This window comes from Streptomyces mirabilis (assembly GCF_039503195.1).
GTDB lineage: Bacteria > Actinomycetota > Actinomycetes > Streptomycetales > Streptomycetaceae > Streptomyces > Streptomyces mirabilis_D.
On the sequence record NZ_JBCJKP010000001.1, the window covers coordinates 594,803 to 610,584 of the forward strand.

The following is a 15,782-nucleotide window of genomic DNA, read 5'->3' on the forward strand; positions in this document are numbered from 1 at the left end:
TCACCCACACCACGACCAGCCCCGTCGCCGACGCCGACGCCGCGGGCGACGTTCGACGCCGTCCGTGATCTGCGTATGGAAGGACAACCCCATTGATGACGACCACCCCGTCGACGACCGATCGCACGACGACATCCGGGGTCGAGATGCGTGGCTTCGGCCCGGGCGACGGCCCGCGGTTGGTGGAGTCGTGGCGCCGGAGTGCGCCGGCCGACTCCATCACCCCGGACCGCTTCCGCTCCCTGGTGCTGCTCGACCCCAACTTCGATCCGGAGGGCCTTCGGGTCGCCGTCGACGGCGACCGTGTCCTCGGCGCGGCCTACGCGGTGCGCCGTCTGACGCCGATGACCGGCACCGACCTGGAGCCGGAGCAGGGCTGGATCCCGTTCTTCTTCGTCGACCCGGCCGTCCGCGGGCGCGGCCTCGGCCGCCGGCTGCTGACCGACGCCCTCGACTGGCTGCACGGCCACGGCCGCACCCGGGTGGACTTCTCCTCGTACACCCCGAACTACGTCCTCCCCGGCCTGGACGCCGAGGCGTACCCCGAAGCGGCCGGGCTCCTTGAGTCCCTGGGCTTTCGTACACTGTACGAGGCGGCGGCGATGGACCGCGGCCTGGTCGGCTATCGCATCCCGGAGGATGTCGCGTGCCGCTTGGACGAACTGACGGCGCAGGGCTACCGGTTCGCCACTCCGTACGACGACGACCTGGTGGACCTGTTCGCGCTCGCCGGGAACCACTTCGGCCCGGACTGGGCGTGCACGATCCGGCAGTGTCTGGCCGCGGGCACACCGCTCGACCGGATCGTCGTCGCCCGGGACCCTTCGGGTCGCCTGGTCGGTTGGGCCATGCACGGCACGTTCGACTCGGTGGACGAGCGGTTCGGGCCGTTCGGCGTGCTGGAGGAGATGCGCGGCACCGGACTCGGCAAGGTCCTGCTCCACCTGGTCCTGGAGCGGATGCGGGCGCGCCGCGCGCACTCCGCGTGGTTCCTGTGGACCGGCGAGCAGTCCCCGGCGGGCCACCTGTACCGCAAGAGCGGTTTCACCACGACCCGGGTGTTTCGCGTGATGCGTCGGGAGGCCGCCCGATGACGTCGTCACACCGAATCGGTGGCCTGAGCCGCCGTCACTTCGCGCTTGCGCTCACCTCGGCGCTGCTGCCCCCGGCGCTGCTCGCCTCCGGATGCGCCGCGCCGTACCAGGGCACCGGGCGGCCCGGGGATCCGATCGTCCTCACCTTGCTCTCCCACTACGCGAGCGGGGCGCTCAAGGAGGCCCTGCAGCGCCCGGTCGACGAGTGGAACGCCACTCATGACCGGGTCAAGGTGCGGACGAAGGCCGTCGAGTTCACGGACCTGCTGACCACGTTCATGGTCCGGCAGGCCGCGGGCCAGGGCGCCGACATCCTCCATCCGTACTGTCTGTGGAACGGCCAGCTCGTCCAGGCCGGCGTCCTGCGGCCCGCTCCGTCCGAGCACGCCGAGGAGATCAGACGCGGCTACGGCGGGGCCGCGGTCGGTGCCTCGTCGGTGGGGGGCAGGATCTACGGCTACCCGACCGAGGTGCAGACGTACGCCCTCTACTACAACAAGCGGCTGCTGCGCGAGGCCGGCTTCGAGCGTCCTCCGGGCACCTGGCGTGAGTTGGAGGAGGCGGCCTACCGCACCGCCCAGCGGGACCGGTATGGCAACACGCTGGTCCAGGGGTTCGGGCTGTCGACCTACGACGACTCCACCACCGTCGGCCAGACGCTCGCCCTGCTCAACGCCGCCGGCGGAACGTTCGTCTCCGCGGACGGCAGGAGCACCGCCATCGACTCGCCGGCCGGCCGGGCCGTGTTCGACCTGGAGCACCGCCTCGTCGTCAAAGGTGCGAGCGCCCCTGGCGTCAACGTCTACAAGGCGTTCCAGTCCGGACGGGTGGCCATGGTGGTCAGCGCCGGCTGGTGGACCGGAAGCCTGAAGACCGAGATGGGCAACGCCTACCGCGATGTCGGCGTCGCGCCGCTGCCCGTCCCCGAGGCGGACGGCAGGCGCGCCACACTCTCCACCGGCTTCATGCTGGGGGTCAACACGGCCAGTGAACACCCGCGTGAGGCCTGGGAGTTCCTGCGCTGGCTCAACACCGGGAAGGTGAGCGTCAAGAGCGCCAAGAAGGGTGCGACAGCGACCCGGATGAGCTCCCTGCAGGTGTCGGTCGGCTCCCTGACCGGCCGCGCCGAGGACATGCGGACACTCCTGAGCGAAGGCAGCGATCCGAACCTGCGCCCGTTCCTGGACGCGCTGGAGTACGCGGTGCCGGAGCCGAACGTAGCGGGCGCGCAGCAGGCCAAGTCGCTGCTGCGCAAGAACATCGAGGCGTTGTGGACCGGTCAGCAGTCGGTCGACGAGTCACTGCGCACCATCCGCCGTCAGGTCGATCAGGAGGTGTCGCGCTCATGGTGAACGCCTTGGCACCGGAGACGACCGAGCGGGTACACAGCCCCCGGGACGCCGGGTCCACCGGGCCCGCCGTCGACGGCCGCCGCCGGACCCGGCCCCGACGCCGCCAGGCCGTCGTCGCCTATCTCTTCCTGACGCCGACGCTGCTGTTCTTCGCGGTCTTCCTGATCCTGCCGCTCGGCTTCGCGCTGCTGCTGTCGATGTCCCGCTGGGCCGGGTTCGACCTCGGCGACATCGATCCGGTCGGCCTGGACAACTTCGCCGACCTCTTCGTGGACGGTTCGACGTTCCTGACGCCGATCCTCACCAATACGCTGCTGTTCGCCCTGGGCACCGTGGCCCTCGCGCTCGCCGGCTCCGTGCTCGTCGCCACCTGCATCGACAAGCTGCGGTTCCAGGGGCTGTGGCGCACCCTGTACTTCCTGCCGATCGTCACGACCGTCGTCGCCATCGGCAACGTATGGAAGTACATGTACGAGCCGGGCGGCCTCGTCAATGGCGTCCTCAACGCCCTCGGGCTCGGCTCGGTGGGGTTCCTCCAGGACCCGGACACCGCGCTGCCCTCAGTCGTGGTCGTACAGGCCTGGGCCTCGGTCGGCACGGCGATCCTCATCCTGACCGCCGGGCTGAAGTCCATTCCCGAGTCGTACTACGAGGCCGCCGCGCTCGACGGTGCCGGGCCCGTCACCGTCTTCTGGAAGATCACACTGCCGCTGCTGCGACCGTCCCTGCTGTTCGTGTGCATCACCCAGTTCATCACCGGCCTGCAGTCGTTCGCGCTGATCATCGTGATGACCAAAGGCGGCCCGGGTGACGCGACCAATGTCGCCGCGCTGGAGATGTACCGGCAGGCCTTCTCGTACGGCGACTGGGGCACTGCGAGCGCCGCGGCCTTCGTGCTGTTCCTTGTGGTCCTCGTGGTCACCCTCGTGCAGTTGTGGATCTTCCGGCGCAAGGGAGAGGACACATGATCCGCCGCCGCTTCCCGTGGTTCTCGTATCTGGTGGTCGTGACCGGCGCCGTGCTCACGGTGGTGCCGTTTCTCGACATGGTGATGACGTCCTTCAAGGGGCCCGGCGAGTCCGGGACGCTGCCGTACCGGTTCCTGCCCGAGGCGTTCGACCTGTCCAACTACCGGGCGGCGATCCACCAGCTCGATCTGCCGGTGCTCTTCCGCAACAGCGTCCTCGCCACCGCCGTGATCACCGGATCGGTGCTGCTCACGTCGTCACTCGCCGGCTACGCGCTCGCCAAACTCCACTTCCCCGGACGGAACTTCATCTTCCGCCTTGTGCTGTCGACGATGATGTTCCCCCCGTTCCTCTTCTTCATCCCGCACTTCCTGATCCTGGTGCACTGGCCGCTCGCGGGCGGCAACGACCTGTTCGGGCGCGGCGGCGCGGGCCTGACCGTCAGCATCACCGCACTCGCCATGCCTTTTCTCGTCAACGGCTTCGGGATCTTCCTGATGCGCCAGTTCATGGTCTCGATCCCGGACGAGGTCCTCGAGGCCGCGCGCATCGACGGGGCCGGCGAGTTCGCCGTGTGGTGGCGGATCGTGGTGCCGCAGACCAAGCCGGTCATGGTGACGCTCGGGCTGCTGACCTTCGTCGACGCCTGGAACGAGTACATCTGGGCGCTGCTCGTGTCGACCGCCAACCCGGACGTGATGACCCTGCCCGTCGGCATCCAGCTCCTGCAGGACTACGTCGACCCGACCCGCACGATGCCCATCGTCATGGCCGGCCTCGTCCTGAGCATCCTGCCGGTCCTGATCCTCTTCCTGCTGCTCCAGAAGTACTACATCCGCGGCGTCATGCTCAGCGGCCTCAAGTGAAGAAAGCAGCCGCCGACGCCCTGGCCGCCCTCCCCGGCGTCAGCAGGCCACCTCAGGCCGCCACACCTATCGTGGAGGGGAGGAAGGGGCTACTGCACATCGTCGATGTGTACGCCCAGGGCTGCAACGTCAAGGAGCGCGTCATGTCGCGCAGCAGCAACGCCGCCGTCCTGGAGGGCTTCGGATCAGCGGTGAACACTGACCACCTCGGCGAGCTCGAGGAATACGTGGCGCCCGACTCTGTGGACCACGACCCGGCCCCGGGCCAGGTTCCGGGACCGGAAGGTTATGAGGAGATGTTCGCCGCGATGCGGCGGGCCTTCCCCGATCTGCACATCGAGGTCGAGCACGTCATGGCCACCGACGACGAAATCGCGTTCGCCTACACCATCACGGGCACACATCTCGGTGAACTGATGGGGCACAGTCCGACGGGAAAGACGGTGAGTTACCGCGGCATGCAGATCAGCCGGTTCGCCGACGGGAAGATGGTCGAGCGCTGGGGCAGCAGCGATGAACTCGGCATGCTCCGCCAGCTCGGTCTCACCTGATCAAGTACACATCGCCGGGCCCTTGGGCGGTCGGCCTTCGGTTCGGACCGAGCCGACTCGCTCCTCCGGTCGGTACCTCCCAGGGGGCGGGCGCATCACGCCTGTGGCGGGACCGGCGTCGGCCATGCGGTCGTTGAAGCCGGTTTCTTACGGACCGGGGTCGATGGTCTGGACGGTGATTCCGATGGGCGTGAGCTCGTCGCGCAGGGTCGCGGCGATGGCTTCGAGTGCGTGCTTGCCGGCGCAGTACGCGCCCAGCCCGGAGACGGTGAGCAACCCGTCCACCGAGCTTCGGCATCAAAGTCTCCGAGCCCTTCCAGGCTCCGTAAGGCGCAAACCGAGCACCCTGCTCGCCGGCTGTTGGAGGAGATGTGACCAACCTGCTCTCAGCAGTTCTCAAGGCTCATGGCGGCACCGAGCGGTGGGGCCGGCACGCAACCGTGACTGCCACCATCGTCAGTGACGGAGAGCTATTTGCGGGCAAGGGCCTGCCCCAGGACCTCCAGCCACGCCGCATGACTGTCGACATGCACAAGGAACACGCTTCAGTGCGCCCCTTCGGGGCTCCCGAACAGCGCTCAGACTTCACACCCGACCGCATCGCGATCGAACGCGACGACGGCACCGTCGTAGCCGAGCGCTCCAATCCACGAGCGTCATTCCGGGGACACACCCTGGAAACGCCCTGGGATCCACTGGACCGCGCCTACTTCAACGGCTATGCCCTGTGGACGTACCTGACCACGCCGTTCTTCGCGATCATGAGCGGCATGGGCGTAGAGGAGGCGGAACCGTGGAACGAGTCGTCGACTGAGCGATGGCGTCATCTGCGGGTCACTTTCCCGGACGACATCGCAAGCCACAGCACGGTGCAGGACTTCTACTTCGGGGACGACTATCTGCTCAGGCGCCACGACTACCACGTTGACATCGCCGGCGGCTTCGCGGCCGCGCAGTACGTCTACGACATCGATGAAGCAGACGGAATCAAGTTCCCGACCAGGCGTCGCGCGTACCTCCGCCGGTCCGACGGACGTCCCGACCACGATCACCTCATGGTCAGTATCGACCTGCGCGACGTCCACTACTTCTGACAGCACCAGCCAAGCGGGAGCCCTGGTTCCTCGCCGGGGAGCACATACGAATGACAGCAAGCCCTCCTGCGGCGGGCGGCTCAGGTGCCGGCGAGCGAGGCACAACGGCGAGGACCGCGCCGGAGGGCCGACTGTCAGACCTGATCGGCGCCGGCCCGCTTGCGCGCACGATAGTTGCGCAGGTTGGCCGCGTTGCCGCAGACGTGGACGTCGTGCCAGACGCCGCTGTTGTTGCGGGACCGGTCGTAGAAGGCAACCAGGCAGCGCGTGTTTCGGCAGGCCTTCAGGCGGCGCAGGGTGTCGGTGCACTGCGCCTGGTAGACCTCGATGAGGGCGAGTGACGCCACCTGCCGCCATCCCGTGCCGCGGGGCTCGGCATGGATGGCCCCATGTTCGTCGAGCCGCAGCGCGGTGGGCAAGGTCATCAGTGAAGCCGCCGGGCCGACCTCCGTCGCCGAGTCACCGAGCTGGGCGTGGAGGCTCTGCCCCAGGTCATGACGGAAATCGCGCAGGCCCTGCACGTCCTCGGCTGTCAGTTCGATGCCGGGTGCGGGACGGTGGGACACCCCACTCCAGCTCTTCAATGCCTGGTCGAGCCAACCACGGGCGCCCTCGGCGGTCTGCAGAAGGTCGGACTCCCGGGGCTTGCCGGCGGACAGCGTGTTGAGCAGGTCCTGCACGAAGGCCAGCCCGCCCGGGGCGGGCTCCAGGCCGTATCGGGCGGTCGCAGTCCAGGACATTCGCGGATCTCTTTCGGTGACGGCAGCTACAGCAACATGTCCATAGCCTATTTACTTATTACGTCTGGAAGTCTAACTCTCCGAATGACGAGTGTCGGTTTCCCGAAGTTCCGCGTCGGGCCCGGTGGGTTCGCCCTTGCAGGCTGTGCCGCTCGGGTGAGTCGGGGGCAGAAGCATCTGCACGTCGGATACGCACTCGGCTGACGCCTCCCAGCGCCGGGCGCCCCGACCATGGTGTGACCGGGCGGCCACGGCCCGGCCGGTCAGCCCTTGGCGGACCTCGCCGAGCCCCACAGTCCCCTGGTTGACCCGGCCAGGACGCAGTTCCGACATGCCGCGGTAGAGGTCGAGAGTGGTCTCGGTGTGCTCTGCGACCGCCTCGAAGTCGTGGATGTAGCGCCGGGTCTCGGCGATTGCCTTCGGGTCGTCAGGACGGTCGGGGTTCTTGTGCCCCGCGACCACCGCTTCTGGCTCCAGCGCGGCAATGGTGTCGAGTGCGTCCAGCCAGGCTCGGCGGCCCTCGGCGGGCGATGCGGCGAGATAGAGGTGAACATCGTTGTAGACGGCGTCTCCGGCCACGACCAGGCCGATCGACGACACGTGCGGACAGATCGACGGCACGTGCAGACAGGGGGTGTCATCGGTGTCCGTGTGCCCGAGTCCCACGACGACAAGGTCATGGCCCTCCCGCTCCAGCCGATCGCCGGCCAGCGGCTCCGCGGCCACGAGCCTGTCCGGGATCCGGCCCGGGAAGCGCTTGTCCCAGAACGACGCGACGAACTCGGGTGCCATCTGCTTCTTCATCTGCTCCACCACCGCGGGCGTCGCCACCGCGCGCGCCCCCGGGAAACGTTCAAAAAGGGTGCCCAGCCCGAACCAGTGGTCACCGTGCCCGTGGGTCACGAAGACCGTGGTGGGATTCATGCCGCTCGCCGCAACCCAGTCGGCCAGCCGGTCGGCCTGCTCGGCGGTCATCAGCGCGTCGACCAGCACCGCATCGCGCTCGCCTGCGATCAGTGTGGCCGTGATGGGCGACCACATGCGCCGGGGGACGTCGGGCGGCAGCTCCGCGATCTCGGTGGGGATCGACGGCGCCACGTGGACACTCCAGCTCAGTTGCGCTCCGGGCATGATCGCTTCCTTGGGACTCAGAGGCAGCCACGAGGGAGCTGTAGCCGATCAGCCATATCGATACCTGTGAATGCTGCCTGGCCTGTCGCACTTCTCCAGCCGCAAGCAGCTCGATCCAATGACAGAACCCATGTGCGTGTGATTATGTCGCATGGTCGTCGTCGTGTAGGCATTGAATTCCGCTGCGCAAGCGGTCCGCCGCCGCAGCTAGTGACCAGACGACCGCGTGGGCCGCACGTTGCCCCTCAGGGAGGAGTCATCATGACCGGATCCGCACCCGGCTCTCTGGAGTACGAGACCTTCGTTTCGGACGGCACAGCCAGGGCCGGCGAGGAACGCCTGCCGAACGGTGACCGGCTCGTCTCCTCACCGCTGACCTCGACGCTGATCTTCGGGGAAGAGAACGCCGTCCTGGTCGATCCGCCTTTCACCCGTGAACAGACCGAACAGGTCGGTGACTGGGTCGAGCGGTCCGGCAGGCGCCTGACCCACATCTACTCCACCCACGGGCACGGCGATCACTGGTTCGGCACCGCGGAACTCGTCAAGCGATTCCACGGCGTCATCGTCTACGCGACCCGCGGCACCATCGAGGTCATGCACCAGCAGGCCACCGACGGGCGCGAACAAATGTGGGACAAGCGCTTCCCCGGCCTGATCCCCGACAGCCCGGTTCTTGCCCAGCCCGTTCCCGCCGATGGCTTCCAGCTGGAGCGCAACCTCGTCCAGGCCGTCGAGGTCGGGCACACGGACACCGACGAGACGTCCGTCCTGCACGTGTCGTCCATCGGCCTCGTGGTGGCCGGCGACGTCGCCTACAACGGGGTGCACCAGTACATCCTCGAAGGCGGCAATGGCGGCCTGCAGAAATGGCTTACGGCCATCGATCGCGTCGCCGCGCTCGAGCCGCGCACGGTTGTGGCCGGCCACAAGAACAAGGACCTGCCGGATGATCCCGCCATTCTCGACAGAACCCGGCAGTACCTGCTGGACGCCATCCGGCTGCTCAACGAAAACCCGACTGCCCGCGAGTTCTTCGACCGGATGACAGGGCTCTACCCGGATCTGCTCAACCCGGGTCCGGTGTGGTACGGAGCGGTCGGACTACTGGGAAAGTGACCTGAAGTTGGCCAAGGCACGGTGGTTGGTGCAAGCCGCGTTGGCGGTCGGTGCGGAGTGAGGTCTCCCTCCGCCCGCGGTGGCCGTTGTCGACGTTGCCGGAGAGGTGATCGTCCTGCGGCGAGACGATGGCGGTATGCCCATGACCACCCGAATCGCTGTGGCCAAGGCGCGCACTGCGCTGATTGCACTGAAGCCCTCCGCCCAGATCGACCTACCCTGGGGGGATCGTCGACAGCATCCAGCAACCGTTCCGCAGCGTTTGGCTGGCGTCAGTTGGCGACTTCTCAACCCAGCGTGAGCCAGCGGATGTCCAGGCGGCTGACGTCCGATGCCTCCTCCCTGGTAATCGGCTCGCGCCCCGTCGCCTTGCGCAGAAAGCGAAGCTGACTCCACCCCAGCTTCTCCGGTGCCGCTGCCCCGTCCGGTCCGAGCAGAAGTCCCTGCACCACATCTGCGGCCTCGGAAGTCAGCCACGGCTCGCGCCCCAGGGCGTCGGCCAGGTCCAGGCCGTGCACGGCGACCTCAACCACGCGTGTCAGCAGGAACGCCGACAGGAGCATCGGATCGCCGTGCCGGGTGCGAACCACACGCCCTTCGGGCTCGGCCCGGCACAGTCGGTCCACCTCTTGCCAAGTGGCGTTGAAGTCGTCGGCAAGTGCGGCACCGCTGAGCTGTTCGGCCGCATGATCTTGGGCCAGAGCGATCCGAGCCGCGTTGGCGCCCGGAGCGAAACGGGCGTCGGGCCGGTAGTACTCCACTGCCGAGACCTCGGCCCGGATCGGCGCCGGCGCGGCCAGCATGCCCGGCAGCCAGGCAATCACCACCCGGACATGAGCCAGCAAGTCGCTCACGTTCCACGGTGCACACCGCGTCGGCAGACCCCACTCGGCCGCCGAAACCCCAGCCATCTCCTGCGCGAGCTGCCCCGCCTCAAGCCGAAACGCTTCAACTACCCGCCCCTGATCCATGCCGATCAAGCTACCCAACCAGAACTGGCGCGGAAGTAGACCTCAAACGCGCTCCGTGTCCTCGGTACGGTCGAGGTCGCGTCTGGCGCACGTCGGAGTAACTTCGCCGGCCAGAGGGCTGGATACGTCGTTGTCCGGCCCCAGCAGCGTGCGTTCGGTTACTGCTGCGGGTTTATCACCATGCCAAGTGGGCGTTAAGTCCGCTCTTCCCCGGTCTGCGATCGCCCGCTCGTGGTAATGATCGCTGCACGGGGCCACCTCATGGGCATGTCCATGTTCGGATGCGGGCGTGGAGAGAGAGCCGTACCCCAGCGACTTATCGGATGCGCAGGGGGCGTTGATCGAGCCGATGATCACGGCCTGGAAGCAGGATCGGGTGGCGCGTTCGGCGACCGGGGACCCCGGGTCCTGCGACCTGAAGGAGGTCGTGAACGCGATCTTCTACCAGAACCGGACGGGCTGCCAGGGTCGCTAGTGTTCCGAGCTCGTGAGCTGCACGAACTCCTCGACATGCCCATCGGCGAGGCGTCCGTCAACGTCACCCGCAGCCGCCTCGGACGCCTCACCCGGCAAGGTTTCCTCGCCCAACCCGAACGAGGCCGCTACCAGAAACGGACTTGATGACCTTGCACATGGCGCAGATAGGGTGCTCTCCGGCGATGGCGGGGTGAGGGCCGTGCCCAGTCCGCAGTGGCAATCTTGATGTCTGTTGTCCGCCCACGGCGCCGATGGCGATGGCGGCTGTCAGGGGCTGCCAGGGCCGGCTGCTGCCAGGGCCTCCGCCGCCACCTGCCGCAGTGCACGGCCGGTAATCCAGCGGTTCTTCCCGCCGGCCAGGTACTCCGCGGCACGACCCACCCATTCCGGGTCGCCGAGGAGATGTAGCTTTCCCTCAGTGGTGAGCTGCCGCAGCAGGGACTCCAGCCGGAGGGCGTCCACCGCCCGGTACGGGCGCGTGTGCTGGTCGAAGCGCAGCTGGTGGTCCTCGTACGGGTGGCGCAGTGTCGTGTGCATCCAGCCGCCGTTGCGCGTGGCGACCATTCCCCTCAGCGTGTATACGCCTCTGCTGTTTGTGTTCCAGGAGTGCTTGCCCCAGGTGATCCAGATGCCATTCATGATCCTGGACCACGGGATCAACTGTCCCTCGGAGTCTGGCTCGTGCTGGTAGAGCCCGTCCGGACGGAACTCCACCCAGTGGGCGTCAGGTCGTGTGGCGTCCCCGACTCCCCAACGGCCGTTGGTCAGTTCCAGCGGCCCCAGAAATGTACGGTCCTCCACCATGCGGTCATTGAACCACGTGTTCTATGAACTGTTGCTCCGCCTACGCCAGTACCTCCCCTCCCGCCGCTGTCCCGGGAGAACGCCGGGTCGGAGTCGGCTTACTGGAGGCGTGGCCAGGGCCGCTGAGCGCCTGCCCGCAGGCGCTCAGCGGCAGACGGCCCGGGCGGCGATCAGTACCACGATCGAGCGATCACGAACCAAGGAAGATCGGACTTAACGACCTCTAAGAGTGTCCCGCCGCACTGGGCTCGTCCCCAGCTCCTGCTGAGCCGCCCGCTCGCGCCCCTTCGCGCTGGGGCCTACAGGAAGGCGCTCAGTCCAAAGCAGCGGTCACCGCCTCAGACACCATCGCTCCCGCCTCCTGGATCCGCTGGCGCACGTTCCCGTCGTACAGCCAGGCGCAAGCCTCGATCGCTGGAAAGAGTTCGGCGAGGATCAACGCCGCACGCTTCGGTACGTGGGTTCCTTCCCTCCACGCCGTCCCGCAGTGATCGATCTCCTCCTGTAGCTGAAGGAGTGCCTGCTCATCGAACCCCTCGTTCAAGCGCAGGGGGATCATGAAACGATTCGCTGCCTCTTCCAGACGACCGACCAAGCCTGTCTCCATGGGTGCCTCCCTCTCCGGCAGTTCGTAGCGCGGTGGGACGATCTTCTCGTGGCTGGTGTGATCACGGCGTCACAGCCGTCCTGGACAGGCCCGTTCACCGGGCCGAGCCCGCGCTGCTTCGGCAAGCTGGTGACCGCCCTGCGCCGCGAGGGAGCGGACACGGTCCGCCGAGGCCGGCCGTGGAGCCTGCCTCTGGAAGACCGCGTCCTGCTGGTGGCGGCTTACTGGCGCACCAACTTGACGCTGCGCCGGCTCGCGGCCCTGTCGGTATCTCGAAGTCTGCGGCCGACCGCATCATCAACCGAATCGCACCGCTGCTCACACTGCGGCCGCGCCGACGGTTCCGCAAGGACACCGTGCTCATCGTGGACGGCACCCTGGTACCCACACGTGACCATGCGGTGGCAGAGCAGTCGAAAAACTACCGGTACTCCACCAACCACCAGGTCGTCATCGACGCCGATACACGGCTGGTCGTCGCAGTTGGCCGACCTCGACCTGGCAACCGCAACGACTGCACGACATCGCATGGGAGTTGTCCGGAGCCAAGGCCGTCGTCGGCAACACCACGGTGATCGCTGGCGGCGGATACCGCGGCACTGGCCTGGTGATCCCGCACCGCCGTGAACCAGGCCAGGTCGACCTCCCGGCCTGGAAAGAGGAACACATCCGCTCACACCGCGAGGTCCGCGCCCGCGTCGAACACGCCTTCGCCAGCATGAAGAGCTGGAAGGTCCGCCGCGACTGCCGATTGAAGGGCGACGGCGTTCATCACGCCATGCTCCTCGCGCTCGCCGGATAGACCGACCCAAGGTGGGCATCGTCGATGCTGACCATGTCGAGTCAGTTGATCATTGTGGGACAGCCTTTAGGCCGGCCGGATGGCGGGGGATGCGGACCTGGGCGTGCTGGAGCGACTAGCGAGTCTCAGGCAGCTGGACATCGATGCCTTGGCCCAACTCGCCGACGTCGCCGAGCTCGAACTGCGCACAGTGTTCAACAGCGGAGCGCCGAACCCATCTTTGCTTCGGGGGCTCACTCCCGTGCTCGGTCTGCATACGGCGGACCTCTTTGCAATGGTCGGCGCCGAGGTACCCGACGCCCTCGCCCCCGCGGACACGACGGCCGGATCGCTTGTTCCCCACCTGGTCCGACGCACCGTCGCCCTGGCACAGGAGGAGAGCACGGAGCCCGTTCCCAGGTTGCCGGTGTACGAGCAGTACTCTCCAGGTCCGCCCGGGACATCGACGCCCCCTACGACATCGTCCTGCTGGCGGTCAAGACCGCCGGGCTTGAGCAGGCCGTCGACGACATGGCGGCCGCGGTCGGGCCGCACTCTTGGCTGTGGCCGTCCAGTTGAGATTTCTGTTCCGCGCCATGGGTATGAGCAGGGCACTCCAATCACGCGGGGACACAGGACGGTCCACCTTTCCCGTCGACGCCCACCACCAGGATCCTCATCGGCCAACTCCTCTTTGGGTGTCACCACAGCGGGCGCTGGCGCTCTCCGCCAGAGACAACCGCGATACAGCTATGTTCTTGCGTTCTCCCGGCACGGTGATACGGCGCCGTAATGTCCGTCTTGCGCGACATAGCCAAAAGGCATACGATTATTTCAACGGGACTCGAGATGCAGCGCCCCCTCTCCCCGGCGCCACCCATGAGTCGCTCTCCCGGCAGTGGTCGTACGGCGTGCAGCGCTGTTCCCCTGCCGCGTTCCCACTGATGGAGGTGTGACGATGATCATTGACGCTGCAGAACTCGACGCCGCCCACGCGTACAAACTGCTGATCGGAAGCATCATTCCGCGCGCCGTGGCCTGGGTCAGCACGGTGTCGACCGATGGCGTGGCCAATCTCGCGCCCATCTCCTTCTTCACCGCCGTCGTCCCCGATCAACACCAAGGAATGGTCCACCTCGGGCGAGGTCGGGGTCGCCCCGGGAAAGTGAGGGCGGCAATGAGGACAGAGCGGGTCGGAACGAGCGATGTGCGGTTCCGGCGGCAGGGCGAGGGAGACTTCGCTGTGGTGTTCGTCCACGGCTTCCTGGACGACCAGTACGTCTGGGACGGCCTGGTCGGCGAACTCACCACCCCCGGCATCGCATGCGTCACCCTCGGCCTGGCCAAGAGCGGGGACCGCACGCAGGCGAGTGGGCCGTTCACCTACGCCCGGTTCGCCGACGAGGTGCGCACCGTGGCCGACGCCCTCGGCAAGCCCTTCGTGATAGTCGGGCAGAGCCTGGGATGGGCGGTGGCCGAGCTGGTGGCCGCACAGCACCCCGACCGGGCTCTCGGTCTGGTCCTGGTGACCCCGGTCCCGCTGGCCGGCACCCGGCACCCCGACGAGGTGATGGACACCTTCCGGCCTTCACCACCGCACGGCACCAGCCCGGGGGGAACGGACCTCCACCGCAGCCGTCGCGTTCGCCTGCCCAGGGCATGCAGACGCGACGCGCACGAAGGAACTGCAGTCATGAACGCAGAAAGCGCCACGTCAGGCGAGCACCGCGAAGCCGTCGGCCGGGACAGCAAGCCGGTCTTCGCGCTGCACCGCCGCGGCAAGACGGCGATCACATCGGCCGTGGCACGGCGCGACAGCGACGACCTCCTACTCCCCCGGCGTCGCCCAGGTGTGCACCGCGATCGCCGAGGCCGTCGCCACCGCCGCCCGGCTCGAGGGGGTGACCCGGCGGTGAGGAACCCAATGGTGTTACCGCGAACGGGTCCCCCTGTCGTCGATCCCACCACCAGTCATGGAGAAACCCGGAGTGCATCCCCAGCCCCGCCCCCCGCATCACAGGCGCCGCCATCCCATCCGGATCTGGCTGCAGCCGTTCCTGATCGGCCTGGTCATCGTCTCGGCGTTCGTCAGCTGCTACGTCGGACTCATGCGCGACCCCCAGCCCCACCGGATCCCCGTGGCGGTCACGGGATCGCAGCTGGCGAACAAGGTCCAGCAGGCCCTGGGCGACTCGATCGACGTCCGGCGCGCCGACTCCACCACCGAGGCACGCGATGCGCTGCGCCACCGGGACATCGTGGCCGTGCTCGGCACCGGCCCTCACGGCAAAGACCTCAAACTCGACGTCGCGAGCGCGAACGGACTGTCCACGACCACCGCCGTCACCACACTCGTCACCGCCTACGCACACGGCGCCGACCAGCACCTCAGCGTCTCCGACATCGTGCCGCTCGACCGGTACGACGCCCGCGGCCTGGCCGGGTTCTACGTCTCCTTCGGGGTGACCCTCTCCGGCTTCGCCCTCGCCCAGAACGTCGTGGGACTCAGCGGCCTGCTCCACCTGCGGCACCGCTTCACCCTCATGGCCGGGTTCGCCGCAGCGTCGGGCCTTGTCGCGGCCGCCATCGCCGGCCCCATCCTCGACGCCGTCCCCGCACCGTATCTCCCCCTCGCCTTCGTCCTGGCCCTGCTGGCCGCCGCCGCGGCCTTCACCACGAAGATGCTGGCCACCTACGTCGGCCCCCTCGGTATCCCTCTCGCCACCCTGCTGTTGCTCACCGTCGGCAACTCCACCAGCGGCGCGACCGTCGGTGCCGACCTGATGCCCAGCGGAGCACGGACCGTGTCGGCACTGCTGCCCCCCGGCGCCGCCGTCCGCGCCATCGCCGACCTCAGCTACTTCCAGAGTTCCCACGTCCTCGCCCCGCTGGCGACACTCATCCTGTGGGCCGCGGGTTCCGCAGTCCTGCTGGCCTTCCGCACCACCGAACAACGCCCGGCAGCCCCCACACCACACCGGGCCACAACCGACGACACACCCATAGCCCACTGGGCCGACACCGACGAAAGACACTCCGCACCAGGCAACGGCACCACACGGCACCCGGCGTTCACCGTGCCGCCGAAAGAACCCGCCACGATGCTGAAAGCCTCGTCTGATCGCGGCTGACTGCCGCTCACGCTCCGGCCGCGACAGTCCGTAGCGTGTGAACCTTGAATGCTCCTTCCCCCGCGGGCGGCTGGACGAGGCTCCCCTGTGCTTCGC

Annotated in this window: 16 protein-coding genes and 3 pseudogenes; 13 read left to right on the forward strand and 6 right to left on the reverse strand. The window is 67.7% G+C overall.

Annotated features, from left to right (window positions below; all coding sequences use genetic code 11):
* Positions 1–95: 95 nt before the first annotated feature.
* From AAFF41_RS03290 to AAFF41_RS03310, 5 genes are read left to right on the forward strand one after another with little or no spacing between them, the layout of a single operon-like run.
* Positions 96–1,094 (forward strand): GNAT family N-acetyltransferase, encoded by a 999-nt coding sequence (locus AAFF41_RS03290; protein WP_343323423.1) that lies wholly within the window; start codon positions 96–98, stop codon positions 1,092–1,094.
* On the forward strand, positions 1,091–2,446 hold the full coding sequence (locus AAFF41_RS03295; RefSeq protein WP_319752950.1) for an ABC transporter substrate-binding protein: 1,356 nt from the start codon (positions 1,091–1,093) through the stop codon (positions 2,444–2,446). The genes AAFF41_RS03290 and AAFF41_RS03295 overlap by 4 nt, the downstream gene beginning before the upstream one ends.
* On the forward strand, positions 2,440–3,414 hold the full coding sequence (locus tag AAFF41_RS03300; protein ID WP_343323424.1) for a carbohydrate ABC transporter permease: 975 nt from the start codon (positions 2,440–2,442) through the stop codon (positions 3,412–3,414). The genes AAFF41_RS03295 and AAFF41_RS03300 overlap by 7 nt, the downstream gene beginning before the upstream one ends.
* Positions 3,411–4,280 (forward strand): carbohydrate ABC transporter permease, encoded by an 870-nt coding sequence (locus AAFF41_RS03305; RefSeq protein WP_319752952.1) that lies wholly within the window; start codon positions 3,411–3,413, stop codon positions 4,278–4,280. The genes AAFF41_RS03300 and AAFF41_RS03305 overlap by 4 nt, the downstream gene beginning before the upstream one ends.
* Positions 4,277–4,831 carry an ester cyclase gene (locus tag AAFF41_RS03310; protein ID WP_319752953.1) on the forward strand — a complete coding sequence of 185 codons (555 nt, stop codon included), beginning with the start codon at positions 4,277–4,279 and terminating at the stop codon, positions 4,829–4,831. Before AAFF41_RS03305 ends, AAFF41_RS03310 begins: the two co-directional genes overlap by 4 nt.
* Before the next feature lie 147 nt (positions 4,832–4,978).
* Here the strand turns inward: AAFF41_RS03310 and AAFF41_RS03315 are convergent, their stop codons facing one another.
* Complete coding sequence (locus AAFF41_RS03315) at positions 4,979–5,116, reverse strand: SDR family NAD(P)-dependent oxidoreductase (protein WP_319752954.1); 138 nt, start codon at positions 5,114–5,116, stop codon at positions 4,979–4,981.
* Positions 5,117–5,202: 86 nt separating this feature from the next.
* Between AAFF41_RS03315 and AAFF41_RS03320 the strand changes: the two genes are divergently transcribed.
* Positions 5,203–5,925, forward strand: a complete 723-nt coding sequence (locus tag AAFF41_RS03320; protein ID WP_319752955.1) for a hypothetical protein — start codon at positions 5,203–5,205, stop codon at positions 5,923–5,925.
* A gap of 134 nt (positions 5,926–6,059) precedes the next feature.
* Here AAFF41_RS03320 and AAFF41_RS03325 read toward each other — a convergent pair whose 3' ends face one another.
* Both AAFF41_RS03325 and AAFF41_RS03330 read right to left on the reverse strand, forming a co-directional pair.
* Positions 6,060–6,665 (reverse strand): CGNR zinc finger domain-containing protein, encoded by a 606-nt coding sequence (locus AAFF41_RS03325; protein WP_319752956.1) that lies wholly within the window; start codon positions 6,663–6,665, stop codon positions 6,060–6,062.
* 72 nt (positions 6,666–6,737) lie between these two features.
* Positions 6,738–7,763, reverse strand: a complete 1,026-nt coding sequence (locus AAFF41_RS03330) for an MBL fold metallo-hydrolase (protein ID WP_343323425.1) — start codon at positions 7,761–7,763, stop codon at positions 6,738–6,740.
* A 294-nt stretch (positions 7,764–8,057) separates the two neighbouring features.
* On the opposite strand from AAFF41_RS03330, the gene AAFF41_RS03335 reads away from it, so the two are divergent.
* Together AAFF41_RS03335 and AAFF41_RS51410 are read left to right on the forward strand one after the other, a co-directional pair.
* Positions 8,058–8,915, forward strand: coding sequence for an MBL fold metallo-hydrolase (locus AAFF41_RS03335; RefSeq protein ID WP_343323426.1), 858 nt, complete (start codon positions 8,058–8,060; stop codon positions 8,913–8,915).
* A gap of 79 nt (positions 8,916–8,994) precedes the next feature.
* On the forward strand, positions 8,995–9,216 hold the full coding sequence (locus AAFF41_RS51410; protein WP_351519322.1) for a heme-binding protein: 222 nt from the start codon (positions 8,995–8,997) through the stop codon (positions 9,214–9,216).
* Here the strand turns inward: AAFF41_RS51410 and AAFF41_RS03340 are convergent.
* The gene (locus tag AAFF41_RS03340) at positions 9,203–9,886 is read right to left on the reverse strand and encodes a maleylpyruvate isomerase family mycothiol-dependent enzyme (RefSeq protein ID WP_319752959.1); all 684 of its coding nucleotides are present in this window, start codon (positions 9,884–9,886) and stop codon (positions 9,203–9,205) included. The two genes, AAFF41_RS51410 and AAFF41_RS03340, sit on opposite strands and share 14 nt — an antisense overlap.
* Before the next feature lie 349 nt (positions 9,887–10,235).
* On the opposite strand from AAFF41_RS03340, the pseudogene AAFF41_RS51415 reads away from it, so the two are divergent.
* Both AAFF41_RS51415 and AAFF41_RS03350 read left to right on the forward strand, forming a co-directional pair.
* Positions 10,236–10,346: pseudogene (locus AAFF41_RS51415) on the forward strand (IS5/IS1182 family transposase); the annotation flags it as partial.
* 14 nt (positions 10,347–10,360) lie between these two features.
* A complete protein-coding gene (locus tag AAFF41_RS03350) occupies positions 10,361–10,507 on the forward strand; it encodes a hypothetical protein (protein WP_319752960.1) in 147 nt (48 codons plus the stop codon).
* 123 nt (positions 10,508–10,630) lie between these two features.
* On the opposite strand, the gene AAFF41_RS03355 is transcribed toward AAFF41_RS03350, so the two are convergent.
* A complete protein-coding gene (locus AAFF41_RS03355; protein ID WP_319752961.1) occupies positions 10,631–11,167 on the reverse strand; it encodes a hypothetical protein in 537 nt (178 codons plus the stop codon).
* Between the two features lie 313 nt (positions 11,168–11,480).
* Entirely contained in the window at positions 11,481–11,774 is a 294-nt protein-coding gene (locus AAFF41_RS03360; RefSeq protein WP_343323427.1) for a hypothetical protein, read from the reverse strand.
* Positions 11,775–11,822: 48 nt separating this feature from the next.
* Here AAFF41_RS03360 and AAFF41_RS03365 point away from each other — a divergent pair.
* From AAFF41_RS03365 to AAFF41_RS03370, 3 genes and pseudogenes are all read left to right on the forward strand, one after another.
* Positions 11,823–12,576 (forward strand): annotated as a pseudogene (locus AAFF41_RS03365) (transposase).
* 1,156 nt (positions 12,577–13,732) lie between these two features.
* Positions 13,733–14,140: pseudogene (locus AAFF41_RS51420) on the forward strand (alpha/beta fold hydrolase); the annotation flags it as partial.
* Positions 14,141–14,543: 403 nt separating this feature from the next.
* Positions 14,544–15,686 (forward strand): hypothetical protein, encoded by a 1,143-nt coding sequence (locus tag AAFF41_RS03370; RefSeq protein ID WP_319753072.1) that lies wholly within the window; start codon positions 14,544–14,546, stop codon positions 15,684–15,686.
* Positions 15,687–15,782: the final 96 nt, after the last annotated feature.